An 18,766-nucleotide genomic window follows, 5' to 3' on the forward strand; every position below is an offset into this window, starting at 1 on the left:
CCGTTCTATGGGTATATTGGGGTGAAGTTCAGCCCAAGCGTCTCATCCCAGCCCATCATTAAGTTCAAATTCTGGACCGCCTGCCCGGCAGCCCCCTTCACCACATTGTCGATGACAGAAATGATCGTCACCCGATTCGTGCGGCTGTCCACCACAAACCCAATGTCACAATAGTTCGATCCGTATACTTCCTTGGTAGCCGGATACTGGCCTTCCGGACGAATGCGGATAAATTTCCTTCCTTCATAATACTGCTTGTATAGTTCAACCAGCTCTTCATTGGTATGAGATCCGTTCAGCGATGCGTACATCGTGCTCATAATGCCACGTGTCATGGGTACCTGATGGGTAGTGAAGGTAACCGTAACCTTTTCTCCTGCCACATCGGCAAGTACCTGCTCAATCTCCGGAATATGCTGGTGCTTGTTGACTTTATAAGCTTTAAGATTCTCGTTAATCTCCGAGTAGTGCGTCATCAGACTCATGCCTCTGCCTGCTCCCGATACCCCTGACTTCGCGTCAATGATGATGGTGGATGGATCAATCCAGCCTGCCTTCACGGCAGGAATCAGTCCGAGCAGGGTAGCTGTTGGATAACAGCCGGGATTGGAAATCAGCTGCTGCCCTTTCACCTTGTCTCCGTAAATCTCGCTCAGACCGTATGCTGCAAGATCGAGCAGCTCGCTTGCCGGTGCGTCGTGCTTATACCATTGTTCATACGACTGGCCGTCCTTCAGCCTGAAATCTCCGGATAAGTCAATGACCTTGAGTCCGGCCTCGACAAACTGCGGAACCAGCTTGGCGCTGACCCCCGATGGTGTCGCTGTGAACACGACATCCGCCTTGGAGGCGATCTCCTGTACATCCACACCGTCCAGGTCCTGCACTAGAATATCCGTCAAATGCGGGAACCCGTCCGTGATTGGCACCCCTGCGCTGGAAGCCGAGATAACCGACGTAATTTTCACCTTGGGATGGTCCAATAAAAAACGAATCAGCTCCACCCCTCCATATCCGGTGGAACCGACAATGGCTGCTCTTACTAGTTCTCCACTCACCTATATCCCCGCTTTCCCCTGATTCCCAGTTTATATTGTTTATGCATATCCGATTAGAAGATGTGTATTATTATACAGTCGTATTCATATAAATACAACCGTTACTTACAGAAGCGGTCAGATTATCTATATAGAATAAACTTGTGAAGTTTACCTTTTCGGGCGCTGCGATGCCGAGTGTTCTCTTACGACCCCTGTTGTCTCCGAAATGCTTGAACTAGATATCAAAGTAGAGGCATTTCGGAGACAAAGGCGGACGCTCCGCTTCTTCAGAAGAATCACACGTCCTCTCCGCTGAAATCGGTTAATTCTAAAGTTCATTTTATATGTATATGCAAAAAGACGCCTAACGGCGTCTAATCATCAAACAGCATATGTCGGAGATGTTACTTTCTTTATCTGTAGGCTTTGGTTGGTTCACCCGATGTGGTTCACCTGAACACCGCCTATTTCTTTGTCTTCTGGGAAGATGCTGCCGGAGCCTTCTTGGCTCTCCAGTCTCCGCCATTCTCGCCCTTTCCATCTCCCTTGCCCCATGCGGCAGGCGAGCTGTTCACTTCCTTAGTCACTTTGTCGCTCAGGCTTGTCTTAAGCTTGTCGTATTCCGTCTGAGTGATCTTGCCTGCAGCCAGCTGCTCATCCAGCTTGGCTGTGCGGTCTTTTACCAGCAGATCGATAACCTGCTGGGCTGTCACGTTGTGAGCGGCAGCAACGGAAGCCAGGGTAGTACCCGTGCCGGACTGCAGCTCAGTGCGCAGCTGATCCTCGGTAACGCTCAGCAAAGCGGCGATATCCTTGAAGTGGCCACCGCGGTCACCATGGTCACCCTTATTCGGGAACTGGTTATTCACCAGTTCGGTGACACGCTCAGTTATTTTGGCTTTCTGAGTATCGTACTGTGCCTGAGTGATTTGACCTGCATCGAGCCTTGAATCCAGCTCCTTAACCATGCTCGCGGTCTCAAGATCAATGACGGCTTGAACCGTTACGTTATGTTCTTCCGCAATAGCCGCAAGCGTCTTACCTGACTCCAATTGAGTGCTGAGTTCATCGGTCGTCATACCGAACAGCTTGGCAAGCTCATCCTTGCTCTGCTTGAAAGGCCCATGCCCAAAACCCTTGCCTCCAAAACCCTCGCCCAGCTTCGAATCAAGCAGCTTGTCCGCCACAGCGGATGCATCAAATGTCTTGCCGCTTTTGTCCGCCGCTTGGGATGACTGGTGCCCAGCCTTCTCGGCTTGAAGCAGTTCTACGAGCTTCGCCTTGAGGTTCTCACGGCTGATTCCTTGGCTACTTGCAATTTCAGCAAGGGTCTGTGTTTTGGCTTTTTCCTTAAACGTGGTCTCATCCAACTTCAGATATGTTAGCAGCTGTGACTCGATTTGGCCAAAGCCTCCACGACGGTCATTAAGCTCAGATCTTGCCTTATGGTTCTGCTGGGTGGTTGTACTCGCTGCCGAAGCCGCATTGGTATGCTGAACGGCAATAACCCCTCCTCCTAAAGTCAGGGATAGTGCGAGAATACCGGCTGCCATTGTTTTTGTCGATTTTTTTGTTTTCACTGAAGTACCACCTTTCGCTTCTTAGGCTTAAATTTCCTTACCCTGCTTATCCTACACACCTTATCTGAAACCTCGCTGAATGCTGCCTTAGCAAAAGCTGAATCTGGAGTTACGGACGACAAAAGCCCGCCTGTACCGGATGAACCAGTACAAGCGGGCCCTTTTATTAAGAAAACAAAATGATATCCATGTTAAAATTTAAAATAGCCGCCTGATTACCTCAGGGTTAAGTGTGGTGTGCCTAACCTCTGATCCTACAGTTTGGAATCCTCAACCTGGTTCAGCCAATTCTCGATATCATTAATGACCGAAGCCACGCTGCCGGTCTCAAATGGTGAGATCAGGCCCGCTACCTTAACAAGCTCGGTGAACGATTTGCTTCCACCCTCACGGCAGAGCTTCAGGTAATCGGTCCAAGCGGCCTCACGATTTTCGTTTGATCTCTTCCAGAACTGGAAGGCACAGAGCTGAGCGAGTGTGTAATCGATGTAATAGAATGGCGAATTATAGATATGCCCCTGCTTCTGCCAGAAGCCGCCCTGCTCCAGATAAGCATTGCCTTCATAATTTTTGTGCGGCAGGTACTTCTTCTCAATCTCGCGCCAAGCCTGCTTCCGCTCAGCCGGAGTAGCATCCGGGTTGCCATATACATAGTGCTGGAATTCATCCACGGCCACTCCATAAGGGATAAAAATTAATCCAGAGGCCAAGTGATTAAATTTATATTTCTCCGTATCCTCCTGGAAGAACAACTCCATCCAAGGCCAGGTCAGGAACTCCATACTCATGGAGTGAATCTCACATGCCTCCAGTGTCGGGAAGCTGTACTCTGGAACCTTGTAATGCCGGCTCTCGAACACCTGGAAGGCGTGGCCAACTTCATGGGTTAATACATCAATATCATCGGACGTGCCATTGAAATTTGAGAAAATAAACGGAGCCTCGTACTTGCTGAAGTAGGTGCAGTAGCCGCCGCTTTGTTTTCCTTTTTTGCTGACCAAATCCATAAGGTTGTTGTCCTGCATGAACTTGAAGAATTCGTGGGTCTCCGGAGACAGCTCCTCGTACATCTTGGCCCCATTCTGGACAATCCAGTCCGGATCTCCCTTCGGAACGGCATTTCCAGACGCAAAGCTGAAGTCCTCATCATAATATGTAAGCTTATCCACGCCAATTCTTGCGCGCTGCCGCTCCTTCAGCTTCTGAACCACAGGAACAATATACTCCTTCACCTGGTCTCTGAAATTAGCCACCATCTCCGCGTTGTAGTCCGTACGGGTGAGGCGGTCATACGCCAATTGGATGAAGTTCTCATAACCGAGCTTCTTCGCGATGCCCGTGCGAATCCTAACGAGCTCATCATAGATGCGGTCCAATTCCTCTTCATGCTCCGCCAAGAACGTATAACGGGCTTCAGCGGCACGTTTTCTCAGACTACGGTCTGTAGACAGCTCGAACGGACGAAGCTGTGATAGAGTTCTCTCTTCCCCTTCAAAAGGAATCTTCGCGGAGGCGATCAGCTGGCCGTACTGGGTAACCAGTTTATTTTCAGCTTGAAGATCCTGGATAATCTCCGGTTTGAAGGTCTTGAGAGTCACATCCATAATCCGGAACAGCTGGGCACCCCATTTATCCTCAAGCTGCTGACGGAAGGGAGAATTCACCACGGCCTTGTAGAAGTCGGTTACAAATTCCTGAATGAGAGGACCGGCTTCATCCATATAGTCCTGCTCAGCCTTGTAAAATTCATCGTTCGTATCGATAGAATGACGTACGCTTACAATAGTGACTAAGGTTTCAGTCTCACTGCGCAGCTTGTTAATCTCTTCAAAAGCACGGTCCTGCTCCTCGAAGCTTTGGGCCGCCGAGAACTGCTGAAGCAGCCCCTTGAACTGCTGCTCAATGTCCTTGATATCCGGTCTTGAATACGGGTACTCGTTGAACTTCATCTTTAATCACCCTTTGGTCAATTATTTAACAGTTATATTATACAGGTTAAATTTGGTTTAACCAACCGGGTTAAATGAAATAAACCAGCATTAATTTATAGTAAAAAACCGACAAAAAAGACGCCTCTCAGGCGCCTTTATGGTTCTTATTTCTTCTTCGGATTAGCGATTACCGCTTTTGACTTATTATAATTCCAGTTATGGCTGTTGCCTTGATTATCCTTATCCTTCTCCTTATCCTTCTCCTTTTCCTTATCCTGTTCCTTTTCCTTATTCTCAGCTTTCTCTCCGGCTTCTGTCCCATGCTTGTCCGCATTCTTATTAAGCTCGGGAGCTGTAGTCACCTGTTTAGTGATCAGTTCGATGACAGCTGCCTTCAACTTGTTATATTCATCTTGAGTAAGTTTACCCGAGGCTAGACGCTTGTCCAGCAGGGAAATCAGATCCTTGCTCTGCAAATCAATGACCTTTTGAATGTCGACATTGTGAGCAGCGGCAATGTCCTTCAGGCTCTTGCCCGATTTCAATTCCGTGCGAAGCTCATTCTCTGTCATCCCAAACAATTTCGCCAAAGCCGTGAACTTTCCGGCTTCGTCCTTCTCTTCTTGAACCATATCTTCTGCCGAAGGCAGCTTGGCGTTCACCAAATCTGCTGCCTGCTCAGTGAGCTGCACTTTCTGAGCATCATACTGCTCCTGCGTGATCTCACCTGCAGCCAGCTTGGCATCCAGCGCCTTAAGTGAATCTGTGAGTTGAAGATCGATCACTGCCTGCACTTCAACCTTCTGGGCAGCGGCAATCTCGGCAAGCGTCTTGCCTGCTTTAAGCTGCTCTTCCAGCTGAGCTGTTGTTAGCCCCAGCAGCTTAGCCATCGCGTCCGGATTGGAGAGGGACGACAGTGGTGAAGTCTTACCTGCCGCAGGCTGTGCCGTTGGCTCCGCATTAAGCAGCTTATCTGCTGTTGCAGCAGCAGCCAGCTTCAGCGCTTTTTCCTTCTGCTGCTCAGCCTTGGCCTTTTTAGCCTGCTCTTGCTTCAGCTTTTGCTCCAGCTTTTGCTGCTCTTTCTTGTTCAGGTTTTTCATTTTTTTCGCAGTTTCGAGCTGCTTCTGCTTCTCCAATTGCTTCTGCTTTGCCTTCTCTTTGGCAGCGGCCGCATTCTGGTCCGCCGTGATCCAGCTAATGATCTTGGCCTTCAGATCTTCTTTGGAGATGCCCTGATCCGCTGCAATTTCAGCCAGCGTCTGGGTGTTCAGCTTCTCTTGGAGTGCGGCTGCGTCCAGTTTCAAATACGACAGAAGCCGCTTCTCGATACTGGCCAAGCCAGTCAGCGGATTCGTCTGCAGCTTAGCAGAATCCTGTGTCTGGGTTTGTGTCTGGGTTTGTGTCTGGGTTTGAGTCTGGGTTTGAGTCTGAGTCTCGGCTGCAGGAGTGCTGCTGTCCGCTGCCCATGCTTGTTCAGCAGCGAGCAGCCCGCCTCCAAGGGAAAGCGAGAGCGACATAAGCACGGCCGCAATTTGTTTCGTTGATGTTCTTGTTGTCATCTGAAGACCACCTCTCATATGGCTTGGTTGGTTACTCTTACCATACCCTCATTATAATTGGTGTTCGACAAATTGGGGATGCCTATTTCGCCTAATTTCGACATTTTTCTTGTTTTTTTGATAAACTCATTCCTCTTGTCGTTTAAACCCTTCCCCCAGAACCTCATGAGCATTCGAAATAATCACAAATGCCGTCGGCTCCAGCTGCTGAACGAGAGTCTTCAGCCGGGTCACTTCGCTCTGTCCAACGACCACCATGAGCACAGTCCGGTCATCTCCGGTGTAACCGCCTCTCGCATTCAGCTTGGTCAGTCCGCGGTCCAAATGATTCAGCACCGCCTCGGATATTTCCTCAGTTTTCTCCGCGATGATATAAGCGACCTTGGTATAGTTGAAGCCGAGCTCCACCGCATCGATGATCTTCCCGGTGATATAGAGACCGATCAGCGCATACAGAGCCTTTTCCGGAGAAAGGACAAAGCCAGCAACAGTAATCACCGTTCCATCCAGCATGACAACACACGTAGCTAAACTTAGACCGCTGAACTTCTGGATGATCTGAGCCAGGGTGGAGAATCCACCCGTTGAGCCCCGGCCCCGGAACACAATACCCAGCCCAAGACCAACTCCGATTCCCCCATATAGGGAGGAAAGAAGCGGATCATGAGTAGGTGCGGCTAACCCATCCGTCAAATACACGAATAAAGGCATGAGAATGGTTCCAAGCAGTGAACGAGCAGCGTAATTCCGGCCAAGCAGGAACCATCCGGCAAAGAACAAGGGGATGTTCAAGGCCCACTGCACATAAGCAGGCTCAATCCCAAACAAGGAGTTGACCACAACAGAAAGACCAGAGACGCCTCCTGAAGCGATATGACTGGGAAGCAGGAACATATTAAAAGCTAATGCGGTGATCAGCGATCCCACCACAATCATTGCGGTATCAATTAAATGGCGGACAGGACCACCGGTGGGAATTAAATCATAACTTCTGCGTTTGCGGCCTTTAGGGGGCATTTTTCCACTCTCCTTCATTACATCAAAGCATTAATAGGCAAAAAAATTCCCGCACAAGTAGGCTTGTGCAGGAAAAATGAATTTTATCAATTGAATTGTGTTCCTATTCGATATGAACAATTATTCAGCCTCCGTCTTGATCTGACTGCGCAGGTACCCGTCAATGAACGGGTCCAGATCACCATCCATAACCGCTCCGGTATTCCCGGTCTCCACGGAGGTCCGATGATCCTTCACCATGCTGTACGGATGGAATACGTAAGAGCGGATCTGGCTGCCCCAGGCAATATCAGACTGCTCACCGCGGATTTCATCGAGCTGCTTCTGCTGTTCCTCCAGCTTGCGCTCATACAGCTTGGAACGAAGCATGGTCATGGCCTTCTCCCGGTTCTTGATCTGGGAGCGCTCATTCTGGCACGTGACTACCACGCCCGTCGGGATGTGCGTAATCCGGACAGCAGAGTCGGTGGTATTAATGTGCTGTCCCCCCGCACCGCTGGCACGATAGGTGTCAATCTTCAGATCCTCAGTGCGGATCTCCACATCAACATCATCCGTAATCTCCGGTACAACGTCACAGGATACAAAAGAGGTGTGCCGCCGGCCTGACGAGTCGAACGGGGAAATCCGGACCAGCCGGTGAACCCCCTTCTCGGCCTTGAGATATCCATAGGCGTTGTATCCCTTGATCAGCAGCGTCACACTCTTGATCCCGGCCTCATCGCCTGGAAGGTAATCCATGACCTCCACCTTGAAGCCGCGCTTCTCGGCCCAGCGGGTGTACATCCGCAGCAGCATTTGCCCCCAATCCTGAGACTCGGTGCCGCCCGCACCTGGATGAAGCTCCAGAATAGCGTTAAGCTTGTCATAAGGCTCACTCAGCAGAAGCTGCAGCTCGAACTCCTCAAGCCGCTTCAATAGCGATTCCACAGAGCCAGCCGCTTCGGCAAGAAGGGACTCGTCATTCTCCTCTTCTGCCAGTTCGATCATGAGTACGATATCATCGTGCTCTGACTGAAGCTTCTCGTATTGGTCAACCGAAGATTTGATCGCATTCAGGTCTGCGATAACTTTTTGAGCAGCCTCGTTATCATCCCAGAAGTCGGGTGCGGCCATTTTCTCCTCAAAGTTCGCAATCATCTCCTGCTTCAGATCTAAGTCAAAGAGACCCCCTAAGGTTGGTTAATTTCTTTGCAATTTCACGCAGATCCTGCTTCACATTTGGATCGATCATGCTAATTCGTCACCTCTTCTACTTGTTATACAGACTGAACTTATGAAATGGATAAGGAGGGCAAGGCCTAAAGAGTTCCTGCGATCGCTGCTGCTCTGGAACTTCAAGAATACCTCAGAAGCGAAGGAAGAGGTCCCATCATAAAGGCGACCCCGTTCGCTTCTCCAGAGCTATAGGATCGACAGCCATCCAGGCTTACCCGACCACGCATTGTGTCCATGAAACGTACAAACCTGCTGCTTCCTCGCCCGTTCTACCCTTCGTTCAGCCTATATACAAACCGCCGCAACTTAGTCGTTCTGTCCGTGGCAGTGTTTATACTTCTTGCCGCTGCCGCATGGGCAGTCGTCATTGCGTCCGATTTGCTCTCCGCGATGTACGGGACGCTTCTCAGCCGGTTCGCCGTTGGTGGAGATTTGATTCTCGTCCACAACAGTCGTACGCTCCTGGTTCGTTTCGATTTGTGCCTTCATAATATATGTCGCGACTTCCTCTTGGATACTCGCGGTCATCTCATTAAACATTTCAAAGCCTTCGAACTGGTACTCACGAAGCGGATCTGTACCGCCGTAAGCACGCAGGTGAATACCTTGGCGAAGCTGATCCATCGCATCGATGTGGTCCATCCACTTGCTGTCTACCGCACGAAGCACGATAACCTTCTCGAACTCACGGATCATTTCCGTACCGATATGCTCTTCACGGGTGTTGTACTTCTCAACCACTTTGTCGAAAATGTATTCGATAATTTCTTCCGCTTCCTTGCCCCACAGCTCATCCTTCGTCAGTTGGCCTTCATCCAGCAGCTTGCTGTTGATGTACTCGGCCACTTCCTCCAGCTCCCAGTTCTCTGGGATATCGTCGCTGCAGTGTGCCATTACGATACGTTCAATTACAGGTTTGATCATCTCAAGCACAATGTCCTTGATATTCTCGGATTCGAGAATTTCCCGGCGCTGCTTGTAAATAATCTCCCGCTGCTGGTTCATCACGTCATCATATTGGAGTACGACTTTACGCACGTCAAAGTTGTTGCCCTCTACCCGCTTCTGAGCGGACTCAATCGCACGCGTAATCATCTTGCTCTCGATCGGTGAATCCTCATCAAAGCCAAGACGGTCCATCATGGCCAGCACGTTGTCCGCACCAAACCGCTTCATCAGCTCATCACCCAGAGACAGATAGAACTGGGTTGAGCCCGGGTCACCCTGACGTCCGGCACGACCGCGAAGCTGGTTATCAATCCGGCGGGATTCATGGCGCTCGGTCCCGATAATGTGCAGGCCTCCGATTTCAGATACGCCCTCACCAAGAATAATATCGGTACCGCGTCCAGCCATGTTTGTTGCAATCGTTACCGAGCCCGGCTCGCCCGCACGGGAGATAATCTCGGCTTCCTCGGCATGGAATTTGGCGTTAAGCACTTTATGCGGCACGCCTTTGCGCTTCAGCATTTCATGCAGGAGCTCGGAGTTCTCGATCGACACCGTACCTACAAGGACCGGCTGTTTGGTCTGATGGCGCTTCACGATCTCTTCGACAACCGCCTTGAACTTGCCGGCTTCACTCTTATACACTACATCCGGCTGGTCCACCCGGCGGTTCGGACGGTTTGTCGGAACCTGAAGAACCTCAAGACCATAAATCTTCTTGAACTCCTCTTCCTCGGTCTTCGCCGTACCCGTCATCCCGCCAAGCTTGCGGTACATCCGGAAATAGTTCTGGAAGGTAATCGTAGCCAGAGTCATGCTCTCGTTCTGAACCTCGATGCCTTCCTTCGCTTCAATTGCCTGATGAAGCCCGTCGCTGTAACGGCGTCCAGCCATCAGACGGCCCGTGAATTCGTCAACGATGACAACTTCATCTTCAGTCACTACATAGTCCACATCACGGCGCATGATCGTATTGGCTTTAAGCGCCTGCACGATATGGTGGTTAAGAGTAACATGAGCATGATCATACAGGTTGTCGATACCAAAAGCTTTCTCGGCTTTGGCTACACCTTTCTCGGTCAGAGATACCGCCTTCACCTTGATGTCGACGTTGTAATCCTCTTCTGCCTCAAGGCGCTTCACAAAGCGGTCAGCCGCATAATACAGCTCTGTCGATTTCTGGGCTTGTCCAGAAATGATGAGCGGTGTACGGGCTTCGTCGATCAGGATGGAGTCAACCTCGTCAATAATGCAGAAATAGAGCGGACGCTGAACCATCTGCTCTTTGTACAAGACCATATTGTCACGCAAATAGTCGAAACCGAATTCATTGTTCGTTCCGTACGTAATGTCACAGGCGTAAGCGGCCTGTTTCTCTTCATGCTCCATGCCGTTCAGGTTAACCCCTACCGTCATGCCCAGGAAGTTATAGATTTGGCCCATTTCCGCACTGTCGCGCTGAGCGAGATAATCATTGACAGTTACTACGTGCACGCCTTTGCCAAGCAGCGCATTTAAATAAACCGGCAGGGTTCCGACCAATGTTTTCCCTTCTCCGGTTTTCATTTCCGCAATACGGCCTTCATGCAGAGCCATACCCCCGACTAACTGCACGTCATAATGGCGTTTGCCAAGGACGCGCTTGGAGGCTTCACGTACGGTAGCGAAGGCTTCTGGCAGAAGATCGTCAATATCTTCACCCTTCTCTAATCTCTCTCTGAATTCCACCGTTTTATGTTGAAGCTGCTCATCCGAGAGCTCCACAAATTTAGGTTCCAATGTATTAATTAAGTCGACCGTCTTCATAAGACGTTTGACATCACGTTCATTCGTGTCGCCAAAGATCTTTTTCACTAGTCCTAGCATGGTTTTCCCCTTTCACGCAAAAACAGATGATTTGCCTAAATTGTAACAGTTTGTAAGGGATGCCGCAACTAAAGGGATTGCCTTCCCACCGCGGCAAAATCCTCCATAATATGAATAAAGAGCCTTACCCGCGAGGCGGATGAGGCTCGGTCTCTTAAGTATCGGTGTAGAAAAATAAATTCAAGTCTGTTCAATAAGCCCGTACTTGCCGTCATTACGCTTGTAGACGACGTTAACTTCACGGGTATCCACATTGGAGAATACGAAGAAATCATGCCCAACCATATTCATCTGGAGGATGGCCTCCTCGACGTCCATCGGCTTAAACGTAAACCGCTTCGTACGGACGACTTCGAGATCGTCATCAGACAACTCGTTCTCTTCCTCATCAGCCAGCAGCGGTCCGTCGACAGGCTCTTCAACAAACAGCGTCTTCAAGCTGCCTTCCTGACGAAACTTGCGGTTGATCTTGGTCTTGTGCTTGCGAATCTGGCGTTCGAGCTTATCCACCACCGCATCAATCGATGCGTACATGTCATCACTCTTATCTTCGGCCCGGAGCACAACACCGGTTAGTGGAATCGTAACTTCCACCGTGTGCAATCCTCGTATGACATTTAAGGTAACATGTCCTTCTGAGGTGGGAGGTGCATCAAAGTACTTCTCTAGCCGGCTGAGCTTCTTGTCAACATAATCATTCAAAGCGTCAGTCACTTCAATCTGTTGTCCTCGAATACTATAATTCATAGGGCACTCCTCCTTTGCCTCTACATTATACCATATGTAAAGCCCAAGTTAAAATGTTAACTGGGCAAAAAATGCTGGCTTTGTGACATTCTTTGGAACATTCGGGAAGGCCAAAAAAAGACCCTGGAAATTTCCAGAGTCTGTTGCTAGCGAATTCAATTGTTAACCATCGTACCAGATATATAGGTCGGCTTGAGCCGGGATGATTATAGCTTGACTACGTTAGCGGCTTGAGGTCCGCGTGCGCCTTCGACGATATCGAATTCAACGGATTGTCCTTCTTCAAGAGTCTTGAAGCCTTCGGATTGGATAGCGGAGAAGTGAACGAACACGTCGCCTCCGTCTTCAGTTTCGATGAAACCGTAACCCTTCTCTGCGTTAAACCATTTAACTTTACCTTGCATGCACTAACATTCCCTTCTTCGTCAAATGAAAGTGAGACCAGCTCACATTTGTGAATATACCATCCAAGCTTTGGAGTTGTCAATTGGAAATGAAAAGGTTTTTCTGTAAATAAAATGTATTATTTTGTCTGATTTCATCAAATTTTCACACATAAGATTCGACAAAAAACGAGCACCGCTGGGCGGGGCTCGTGAGTGGGACAATTAGATTAGACTACTTGCTATTGAAGTTGAACCAAAGAAAGCAATACAATCATTAGTTCAACTCATATAATAAACGCTCTAGCTTATTCCCTGCGATCCATTAATATGCTATCTGGCGTATAAGCTGCTTCATATGCATTCCGCTGCACTTTAGCCTGCCCACGCTGCTGAAGCCAATCTGAAGCCTCATTCCTCAGGGTCTCCATTCGCATCAGTATGACGGCGTCAGCCCGCAAAATTTCCTCCAGCTGCTCACGCTCGAGTACATTAAACGGGGTTGTCTCTTTTAACCTGTTCAGTTCATCAATGATACGCTGGCGCTCTGCAACAAAGTCTTCCAATTCCTCATAAGATGTGAACTGAAGCCGGGCCACAATCGATTCCGTCAAGCCTCTGAGCTCTGTGATCAAATTATCCATGCTGCAGCTCTTGACTGCCCACAGTCATTTTAACGGCTTGAGCAAATGTCTCTCTAAGCTCGGTTAAATATCCAAGTGCCTCTTCTGCGGGCTCAGTGCTTTTCTTTACATTGGCTTGAATCAGCAGGTAATTCGTGTATTCGTAAAGAGAAGCTAGCCCTTGAGATACTTCATAGGAATGATCCAGTGTTACGATTAACTCGCTTATAATGGTTTGAGCTTTTCCCAGGTTAAGGTTGGCCTTAGAAATATCCTGATTCTGCAATCCATCCATTCCAGAGCGAACGAACCGGATGGCCCCGTCAAATAACATTAGAAGCAGCTGGCCTGGTGTAGATGTTTGGACGGATGACTGACGGTATTTTTCATAAGGAGATGTGATCATTTGCCTTCACCCTTTACAATTACTTAGACTGAGTTCCAAATAGACTGGACGATTGGGATTGAAGATTACTCATGGCAGTCTCCATCGCGCTAAACTGTTTGTAGTACCGACTCTCAATATCCTGCAAACGATTTTGGAGCGTTTTAATCCGGTTATTGTAATCCTTCAACTGGTCACCCATAATGCTTTGAGGTTTGTAAACTGCATTCGCATCCGTACTATATTTAGATGTACCTGCTTTAGCTACAAACAAATTTAATGTGTCATCGTATTGCTTGCTCAGCTCACTATAGATCCCCGAATCCAAGGAGCCACTTGGTCCCCGGAAAATACTAAGCACTTTATCTGGTGTATTCTCTAATGCCGCTTTTAGCTTATCCTCATTAATAACCAGTTTACCATTCTCAGAATACGATCCAGTGGTAATGCCTACTGAGCTGAGATCGCCCAAGTGCTTAGTTATTACTTCACGCATAGAAGCAATTGTGGCTTGGAGAATCGTGTCGTTTTTAAGAAGTCCGCTCTTGGCCTTCTTCTCCCATTCCGTAATTTCGCTTTCTTTCATATTGCTGCGCTGTTCGTCTGTTAAAGGAGGGAAATCTCGGTACTTCGCTTCATCCAGTTTAGTGCTAAATGTACTAATGAGATCATTGTAATTATCCACAAAGGATTTGATAGTATTAAAAGCCGTTGTAGAATCTGCCTTAGTTGTTATAGCCGCGGGACCACCTGCGGTAGTAGTACCTATGAAGGTTAGGGCTACCCCATTAACAGTAAGCTTATTCTCACTAGGTGTAAAAGTCTTCGTGGCTCCATCTGAGGTTACTTTAACCTCTGCGTTAGAAGCTTTTAGAAAGTTATTAGCAGTATCACCTGTGTTAATGTGTATTAAATCTAAAAATGTACTTGATTTAACCGTCTTGTCATCGCCAGTAAATTTAAGCTCATTGCTTGCCCCATAGTCTTTGGCTGTGATTGAGAATTTCCCGCTAACTTCGTCAAATAAAGCTGTTACATTCGCACCAGAAGAATTAATTCTTGCTTGAACTGTTTTGATTGTATCACTTTTCAAAAAGGTAATTGTCTTATCATTAATATTAAGTTCATAGGTATCTGCTGCAGTCCCGGTAGCAAGCTGCTCCAAGGTTGTATTTAGTGTTGCGGTTGCCGGAGTTGCACCAGTTGTAGTCAGTCCGGCACCATTAGCGGTTTGCAATGTCGATTTCGTCGCCAACTTGGTTACTTCTACAGACATCGAAGAACTTGATGCATCTGCTGTGGCTAGCGCTTTCACTGCCGCTGTATTTCCGGTTACTGTTGAAGCTTTAGTATTCATTGCAGAATCTCTATTGAAGTCGCTAAGCTTCTTATTGGCATCGACAATTTTGATGTTAAGATCACGATAGCTATCCCTTGTCCACTGCAGAATTGTTTTCTGCTGATTTAGCTTATCCAGTGGAGCACGCCGGGCGGTCATCAGGTTTTTTACCAAGCTATCTATATCCATACCTGAAAATCCATTAATACGCATTGGTGTTGTTGCCATGTAATTTCCTCCCTACTTATACCTTTTGATCTACCAAAATACCTGCGATCTCCATCATTTTTGCAACCAAATCCAAAGTCTTCTCCGGGGGGATCTCCCGGATTAACTCACCGGTATCCTTGTTCAGAACCTTTACCATAACTTGATGGGTCTTCTCATGAACACTCATTTCCAAAGTTGTCGACGGCCCTTGGAGAGCTTTGACCGCTTTGTCTATAGCACGGATGAGCTGCTCATCCCCTACGGATATGGGTACGCCTTGTTTCTCAAGTTTACTTAAGTCGCTTCCGTTCTTTACAGCCTGTACCAGTTGATGACTCTGGTTAGTGGCAGCATTATCGCTTAGCTGACTGACATTGTTAGTTGTAGTATTGCCGCTCACCGTATTTGTCGAAATAGAGAACTGTAAGTTCATTTGACAACCTCCGATGGCATATTTACTATGTTTATCGGTTAATATTCCCAAAGTTTGAATACTCAAAGGAATAATAGTTTAAGGTTTGTTTACATTGATATTTGATCATTTTTGTCGGTTATATCTTTTTGTTATTATTAGTAAAAATACATTACTGTTTCAAAAGTCCCCTCTGTGTAATGCCTAAGAGAAACCTTATACTCAGAACAATATTTAAGTATCAACCTTGGAATTTTCCAGAAATGAGACTGGTCATGATAGACACAAACTGCTATTTTGGGTTTATAGCTTCTTATAATATTTTCACTCCCAATTAACGCGTCAAGTTCAGCCCCTTCTACATCAAACTTCAAAAAAGTTATGGGGCCATCAATTAAAGTATCTAATTTAGCCCCACTTACATTAACATTCCCCTGTACAGATATAGAACTAGCTGAGTCCATAGTTGAATCAAATAACAACTCACAATCTTCACGGTATGCTGCGTATGGAAGAACTTTCACCCGGGGATAAGGCGCCATGATAGTCTTAATATTCTCATAAAGCTCTGGAGAAGGCTCGAGCACATAGGCTGACTTATATCCGGGATGCTCGTTTATAAATTTAAGAGTTGTTTGACCATCATACCCCCCACAATCAACAAATACCTCGTCTTCATCTTTGAGGACTATCTGATCAAAATACTGTTGATCCACACGGTATGTAAATCCACTCATGGCTTCAACATTACAATTAAAGCGAAAATCTATTAGCCTTTCTAGAGTATCCAATGAAACCTGGTCATCTAAAATACTAGCTAACCAATGATATTCTTCTTGGTTATTCTCAATATCAATAACATTTCCTCCAAAAAAAATGGGGGCAGGATATTTTTCCTCGTCAAATAAATACAGATCAAAATAAGTTAATATCCCGGATATATCACTTAACTTCAATCGTTTAAGAGCTGAGTGTAATCTCCCTTCTATTACACAACATATTACTGTGCTATTCCTGGGGACCTGGTCAGTTCGACATACATCAATACCCATAAAGCTGCTGACACTCTTATTTGTATCATCTATTACACCGTTAATCTGAATTCCCTCTTCAATAAGTTGTTTTATAACTATTGTTGAGTAATTATTTCTTCCCATAATATATATAGAAGTACCGGGATTCTGTAAACTTTCAATAAGTTCTTTTTTCAAGCTTTTAATTTCATCTTTTTTATCTATTATTGTTAACAAATTCAATCCCTCCAATCTATTAGACACTCGACATTGTTCACGTCAAAACAAGGAATATTTCGTTTCTTCCTAACTTCCATTCTCTCTGCAAAAGAGTTATCTATAAAAATAGCTGGCATATCTTCTCTTATATAACTTGATTTCAAATCAGAAGCATTAATATGCACAATTTCAGTAAAAAGCTTATCGCTAATTTTATATTTATAAAGTGTTTCTCCTAAATTTTTTTCATGTCGGGTTATTAATATGATTTCCTTATTTTCATTTATGCATTGATATAAATACATTAGGATAATCTTGTTGACTTTTCCATTTACTATTAAGGTATCGTCAAGGTCAACATACACTCTCATGTATTCAATATCGAGTCTATAACGATTAATTAAAGATCTATCTAAAGTAACATTGTATTTATTAGAATTAATTTCAACTTCTATTCCCATAAACTCAAGGAGAGTGGCCAAAGGAAGATTTACATCTCTGGCATACGAAAGAACGGAAGTTCCTGCAAAACGACTTGAAATCTCCAGTAATTTGTATTTGCCACGATAATCCTTCTTCATTTGAAAAAACCAGTATCCCCGAAACTCTAATTGTGCATTTATCACTTCTGCTGCATACTCTATCTCCCTCGTTAGGGGTATGATCCTCGACTCAGTACTTATTCCTCCAAGCGTTCTGTCGCGGGTACGGGCATTAACAAATTTCAATTCACCTTTCAAACTAGTAAAGCAATCTATGCTTATTTCCTCACCAGGAAGGTACTCACAAATAAGAAGATTAGGAGAACGTTTCAAGTAAAATTCAACTTCAGTTTCACTACTCGCAACATGTGTTCCCTTCCCACCCTGTCCATCATCTGGTTTTAAGAATACCGGGTATCGATCTACGCTCTCGACAGTTTTATATATATTTGGAACAAAAATTTCAGAAGAAAATCTTTGATAGGTTAAGGATTTAAAACGACATACTTTAACTGTCTCGAGCGATGAGGATACTACCTTCGATACTAGTTGGGACTCATTTTCAACTAAGAAAAGAGCCACCGTATCATGAGTTGGTATTATGAAATCGATTTCGTATTTTTTAAGGACTGCATTAAAATTATCAATAAAATCATTACTTTTTATATTTGGGAGGCCACCTATATAATTTTTATATACGTATGCTCCATGATCTTCCACACTCGAAGCCCCATAAAGTTCAATACGAACCGCATACCTCAAGGCAAAATTAAGTTCTATTGCAGCTTGGGAACCACACGGAAATACTAATACCTTTTTCTTCATAGTTACCTTCCTAAGCTAAAATTCTTTTTAATACACTTAAAATTTGTTCCATATCGGCAAGACCCCATCGTTGATCTATGGGAAGACACACCAAGTTATCAACAAGCCTTCTCTCAAACCAATCGTACTCAGAGATCTCGATTACTTCTTTCCAATATGTTGGAATATAAACTTTTTCACTAATCAATTGTTCTTTGATACTATTATTTTCAATAAGAAGTGGATACACCATCGGCACTGAATCCCTACTTCGCTCAATCTTTAATTCATTAATTTTGCTTAAATTCTCATGTAAAAAATCAAAATTCCTGAGTCTTATATCTCTAACACCATCATAATCTATGCTTTTTAACATGGTTTCTGTTAAACGGGACATCTGCTTCATCCCTTGGCCAGTAAGCCATCTTTCTTGTTCCTGAAATTGTGAATATGCCTCCTGAGCTGAATAATCAATTCGCTTTAATAAAAATTCAAATTGCTGATACGATGAGCTTGGTTCGAGTTCAATCATATAACTATCTGTCGAATACAGGTAGCCACCATCAGGTACACCAAAAAATTTACGTGGCGAGTAGATAGTGTCACATCCATTTAAAGGCCTCGAATAAAATGACTGAGTATTATCAACTACAACGTTATTTAACTTGTTAACAACTGTTGTTACATTTTGATCACAAAGCCCAAAATAATTTATATATAAGAATAATTCGTTATCATAAACCTCTTTAGAAAAGTTCGGAAGCATATCCTCATCAAGTCTATAATACTCATGTTCTATCCCTAAATCTAAAATAGGTTCAAGTATACAACTACACATATAATAAGGAATATAGATTTTTTTTACATTTTTTTGCAAGATAAGATAGTTAAGAGCACTTCTCGCCTTATTAAGTCTAAGTGCCCCTGTGTGATACTCCTTATTAAAATGGGATAATTCCAAACCAAAAAAACCACCAATCTCCTTCATTG

16 protein-coding genes are annotated in these 18,766 nt (G+C 45.7%); all 16 read right to left on the reverse strand.

The features are described 5' to 3' along the window. Nucleotides 1-5: 5 nt before the first annotated feature. The 16 genes from argC to KJS63_RS10180 all read right to left on the reverse strand — a co-directional run bounded on the left by argC (nucleotide 6) and on the right by KJS63_RS10180 (nucleotide 18,764). Entirely contained in the window at nucleotides 6-1,058 is a 1,053-nt protein-coding gene (gene argC / locus KJS63_RS10105; protein WP_213619010.1) for an N-acetyl-gamma-glutamyl-phosphate reductase, read from the reverse strand. 446 nt (nucleotides 1,059-1,504) lie between these two features. After that, nucleotides 1,505-2,620 carry an SHOCT domain-containing protein gene (locus KJS63_RS10110; RefSeq protein WP_213619011.1) on the reverse strand — a complete coding sequence of 372 codons (1,116 nt, stop codon included), beginning with the start codon at nucleotides 2,618-2,620 and terminating at the stop codon, nucleotides 1,505-1,507. A 254-nt stretch (nucleotides 2,621-2,874) separates the two neighbouring features. Continuing rightward, nucleotides 2,875-4,569, reverse strand: a complete 1,695-nt coding sequence (locus KJS63_RS10115; RefSeq protein WP_213619013.1) for a M3 family oligoendopeptidase — start codon at nucleotides 4,567-4,569, stop codon at nucleotides 2,875-2,877. Nucleotides 4,570-4,715: 146 nt separating this feature from the next. Beyond that, the gene (locus KJS63_RS10120) at nucleotides 4,716-6,110 is read right to left on the reverse strand and encodes an SHOCT domain-containing protein (protein ID WP_213619014.1); all 1,395 of its coding nucleotides are present in this window, start codon (nucleotides 6,108-6,110) and stop codon (nucleotides 4,716-4,718) included. 126 nt (nucleotides 6,111-6,236) lie between these two features. Further along, on the reverse strand, nucleotides 6,237-7,127 hold the full coding sequence (locus tag KJS63_RS10125; RefSeq protein ID WP_089153572.1) for a YitT family protein: 891 nt from the start codon (nucleotides 7,125-7,127) through the stop codon (nucleotides 6,237-6,239). A gap of 120 nt (nucleotides 7,128-7,247) precedes the next feature. Further along, nucleotides 7,248-8,361, reverse strand: a protein-coding gene (gene prfB, locus KJS63_RS10130) for a peptide chain release factor 2 (protein WP_213619015.1) whose coding sequence is annotated in 2 segments (ribosomal slippage) — nucleotides 7,248-8,288 and nucleotides 8,290-8,361 — 1,113 coding nt in all. Because the reading frame shifts where the segments join, the coding sequence is not laid out codon by codon here. Between the two features lie 290 nt (nucleotides 8,362-8,651). After that, complete coding sequence (gene secA, locus KJS63_RS10135; RefSeq protein ID WP_068620570.1) at nucleotides 8,652-11,159, reverse strand: preprotein translocase subunit SecA; 2,508 nt, start codon at nucleotides 11,157-11,159, stop codon at nucleotides 8,652-8,654. A 180-nt stretch (nucleotides 11,160-11,339) separates the two neighbouring features. Beyond that, complete coding sequence (hpf, locus tag KJS63_RS10140; RefSeq protein WP_213619016.1) at nucleotides 11,340-11,906, reverse strand: ribosome hibernation-promoting factor, HPF/YfiA family; 567 nt, start codon at nucleotides 11,904-11,906, stop codon at nucleotides 11,340-11,342. Nucleotides 11,907-12,112: 206 nt separating this feature from the next. Continuing rightward, nucleotides 12,113-12,310 carry a cold shock domain-containing protein gene (locus KJS63_RS10145; RefSeq protein ID WP_068620574.1) on the reverse strand — a complete coding sequence of 66 codons (198 nt, stop codon included), beginning with the start codon at nucleotides 12,308-12,310 and terminating at the stop codon, nucleotides 12,113-12,115. Nucleotides 12,311-12,597: 287 nt separating this feature from the next. Next, entirely contained in the window at nucleotides 12,598-12,933 is a 336-nt protein-coding gene (locus tag KJS63_RS10150; protein ID WP_213619018.1) for a flagellar protein FliT, read from the reverse strand. Beyond that, a complete protein-coding gene (fliS, locus tag KJS63_RS10155) occupies nucleotides 12,926-13,318 on the reverse strand; it encodes a flagellar export chaperone FliS (protein ID WP_213619019.1) in 393 nt (130 codons plus the stop codon). The genes KJS63_RS10150 and fliS overlap by 8 nt, the downstream gene beginning before the upstream one ends. A 19-nt stretch (nucleotides 13,319-13,337) precedes the next feature. Continuing rightward, complete coding sequence (fliD, locus tag KJS63_RS10160) at nucleotides 13,338-14,864, reverse strand: flagellar filament capping protein FliD (protein ID WP_244862561.1); 1,527 nt, start codon at nucleotides 14,862-14,864, stop codon at nucleotides 13,338-13,340. A gap of 16 nt (nucleotides 14,865-14,880) precedes the next feature. Next, a complete protein-coding gene (locus KJS63_RS10165) occupies nucleotides 14,881-15,279 on the reverse strand; it encodes a flagellar protein FlaG (RefSeq protein ID WP_213619020.1) in 399 nt (132 codons plus the stop codon). 137 nt (nucleotides 15,280-15,416) lie between these two features. Continuing rightward, nucleotides 15,417-16,508, reverse strand: coding sequence for an FkbM family methyltransferase (locus tag KJS63_RS10170; protein WP_213619021.1), 1,092 nt, complete (start codon nucleotides 16,506-16,508; stop codon nucleotides 15,417-15,419). A 2-nt stretch (nucleotides 16,509-16,510) separates the two neighbouring features. After that, nucleotides 16,511-17,797, reverse strand: a complete 1,287-nt coding sequence (locus KJS63_RS10175) for an ATP-grasp domain-containing protein (RefSeq protein WP_213619022.1) — start codon at nucleotides 17,795-17,797, stop codon at nucleotides 16,511-16,513. Nucleotides 17,798-17,807: 10 nt separating this feature from the next. Then, nucleotides 17,808-18,764 carry a hypothetical protein gene (locus KJS63_RS10180; RefSeq protein WP_213619023.1) on the reverse strand — a complete coding sequence of 319 codons (957 nt, stop codon included), beginning with the start codon at nucleotides 18,762-18,764 and terminating at the stop codon, nucleotides 17,808-17,810. Nucleotides 18,765-18,766: the final 2 nt, after the last annotated feature.

It is taken from the genome of Paenibacillus sp. J22TS3 (genome assembly GCF_018403205.1).
In the GTDB taxonomy this organism is placed as follows: Bacteria; Bacillota; Bacilli; order Paenibacillales; family Paenibacillaceae; genus Fontibacillus; species Fontibacillus tuaregi.

Coding starts and splice junctions, on each gene's coding strand:
- fliS (WP_213619019.1), bottom strand. CDS start 13,318: ATGATCACATCTCCTTATGAAAAATACCGTCAGTCATCCGTCCAAACA.
- KJS63_RS10120 (WP_213619014.1), bottom strand. CDS start 6,110: ATGACAACAAGAACATCAACGAAACAAATTGCGGCCGTGCTTATGTCG.
- KJS63_RS10150 (WP_213619018.1), bottom strand. CDS start 12,933: ATGGATAATTTGATCACAGAGCTCAGAGGCTTGACGGAATCGATTGTG.
- KJS63_RS10115 (WP_213619013.1), bottom strand. CDS start 4,569: ATGAAGTTCAACGAGTACCCGTATTCAAGACCGGATATCAAGGACATT.
- hpf (WP_213619016.1), bottom strand. CDS start 11,906: ATGAATTATAGTATTCGAGGACAACAGATTGAAGTGACTGACGCTTTG.
- KJS63_RS10175 (WP_213619022.1), bottom strand. CDS start 17,797: ATGAAGAAAAAGGTATTAGTATTTCCGTGTGGTTCCCAAGCTGCAATA.
- KJS63_RS10180 (WP_213619023.1), bottom strand. CDS start 18,764: ATGAAGGAGATTGGTGGTTTTTTTGGTTTGGAATTATCCCATTTTAAT.
- KJS63_RS10125 (WP_089153572.1), bottom strand. CDS start 7,127: ATGCCCCCTAAAGGCCGCAAACGCAGAAGTTATGATTTAATTCCCACC.
- secA (WP_068620570.1), bottom strand. CDS start 11,159: ATGCTAGGACTAGTGAAAAAGATCTTTGGCGACACGAATGAACGTGAT.
- KJS63_RS10165 (WP_213619020.1), bottom strand. CDS start 15,279: ATGAACTTACAGTTCTCTATTTCGACAAATACGGTGAGCGGCAATACT.
- KJS63_RS10145 (WP_068620574.1), bottom strand. CDS start 12,310: ATGCAAGGTAAAGTTAAATGGTTTAACGCAGAGAAGGGTTACGGTTTC.
- fliD (WP_244862561.1), bottom strand. CDS start 14,864: ATGGCAACAACACCAATGCGTATTAATGGATTTTCAGGTATGGATATA.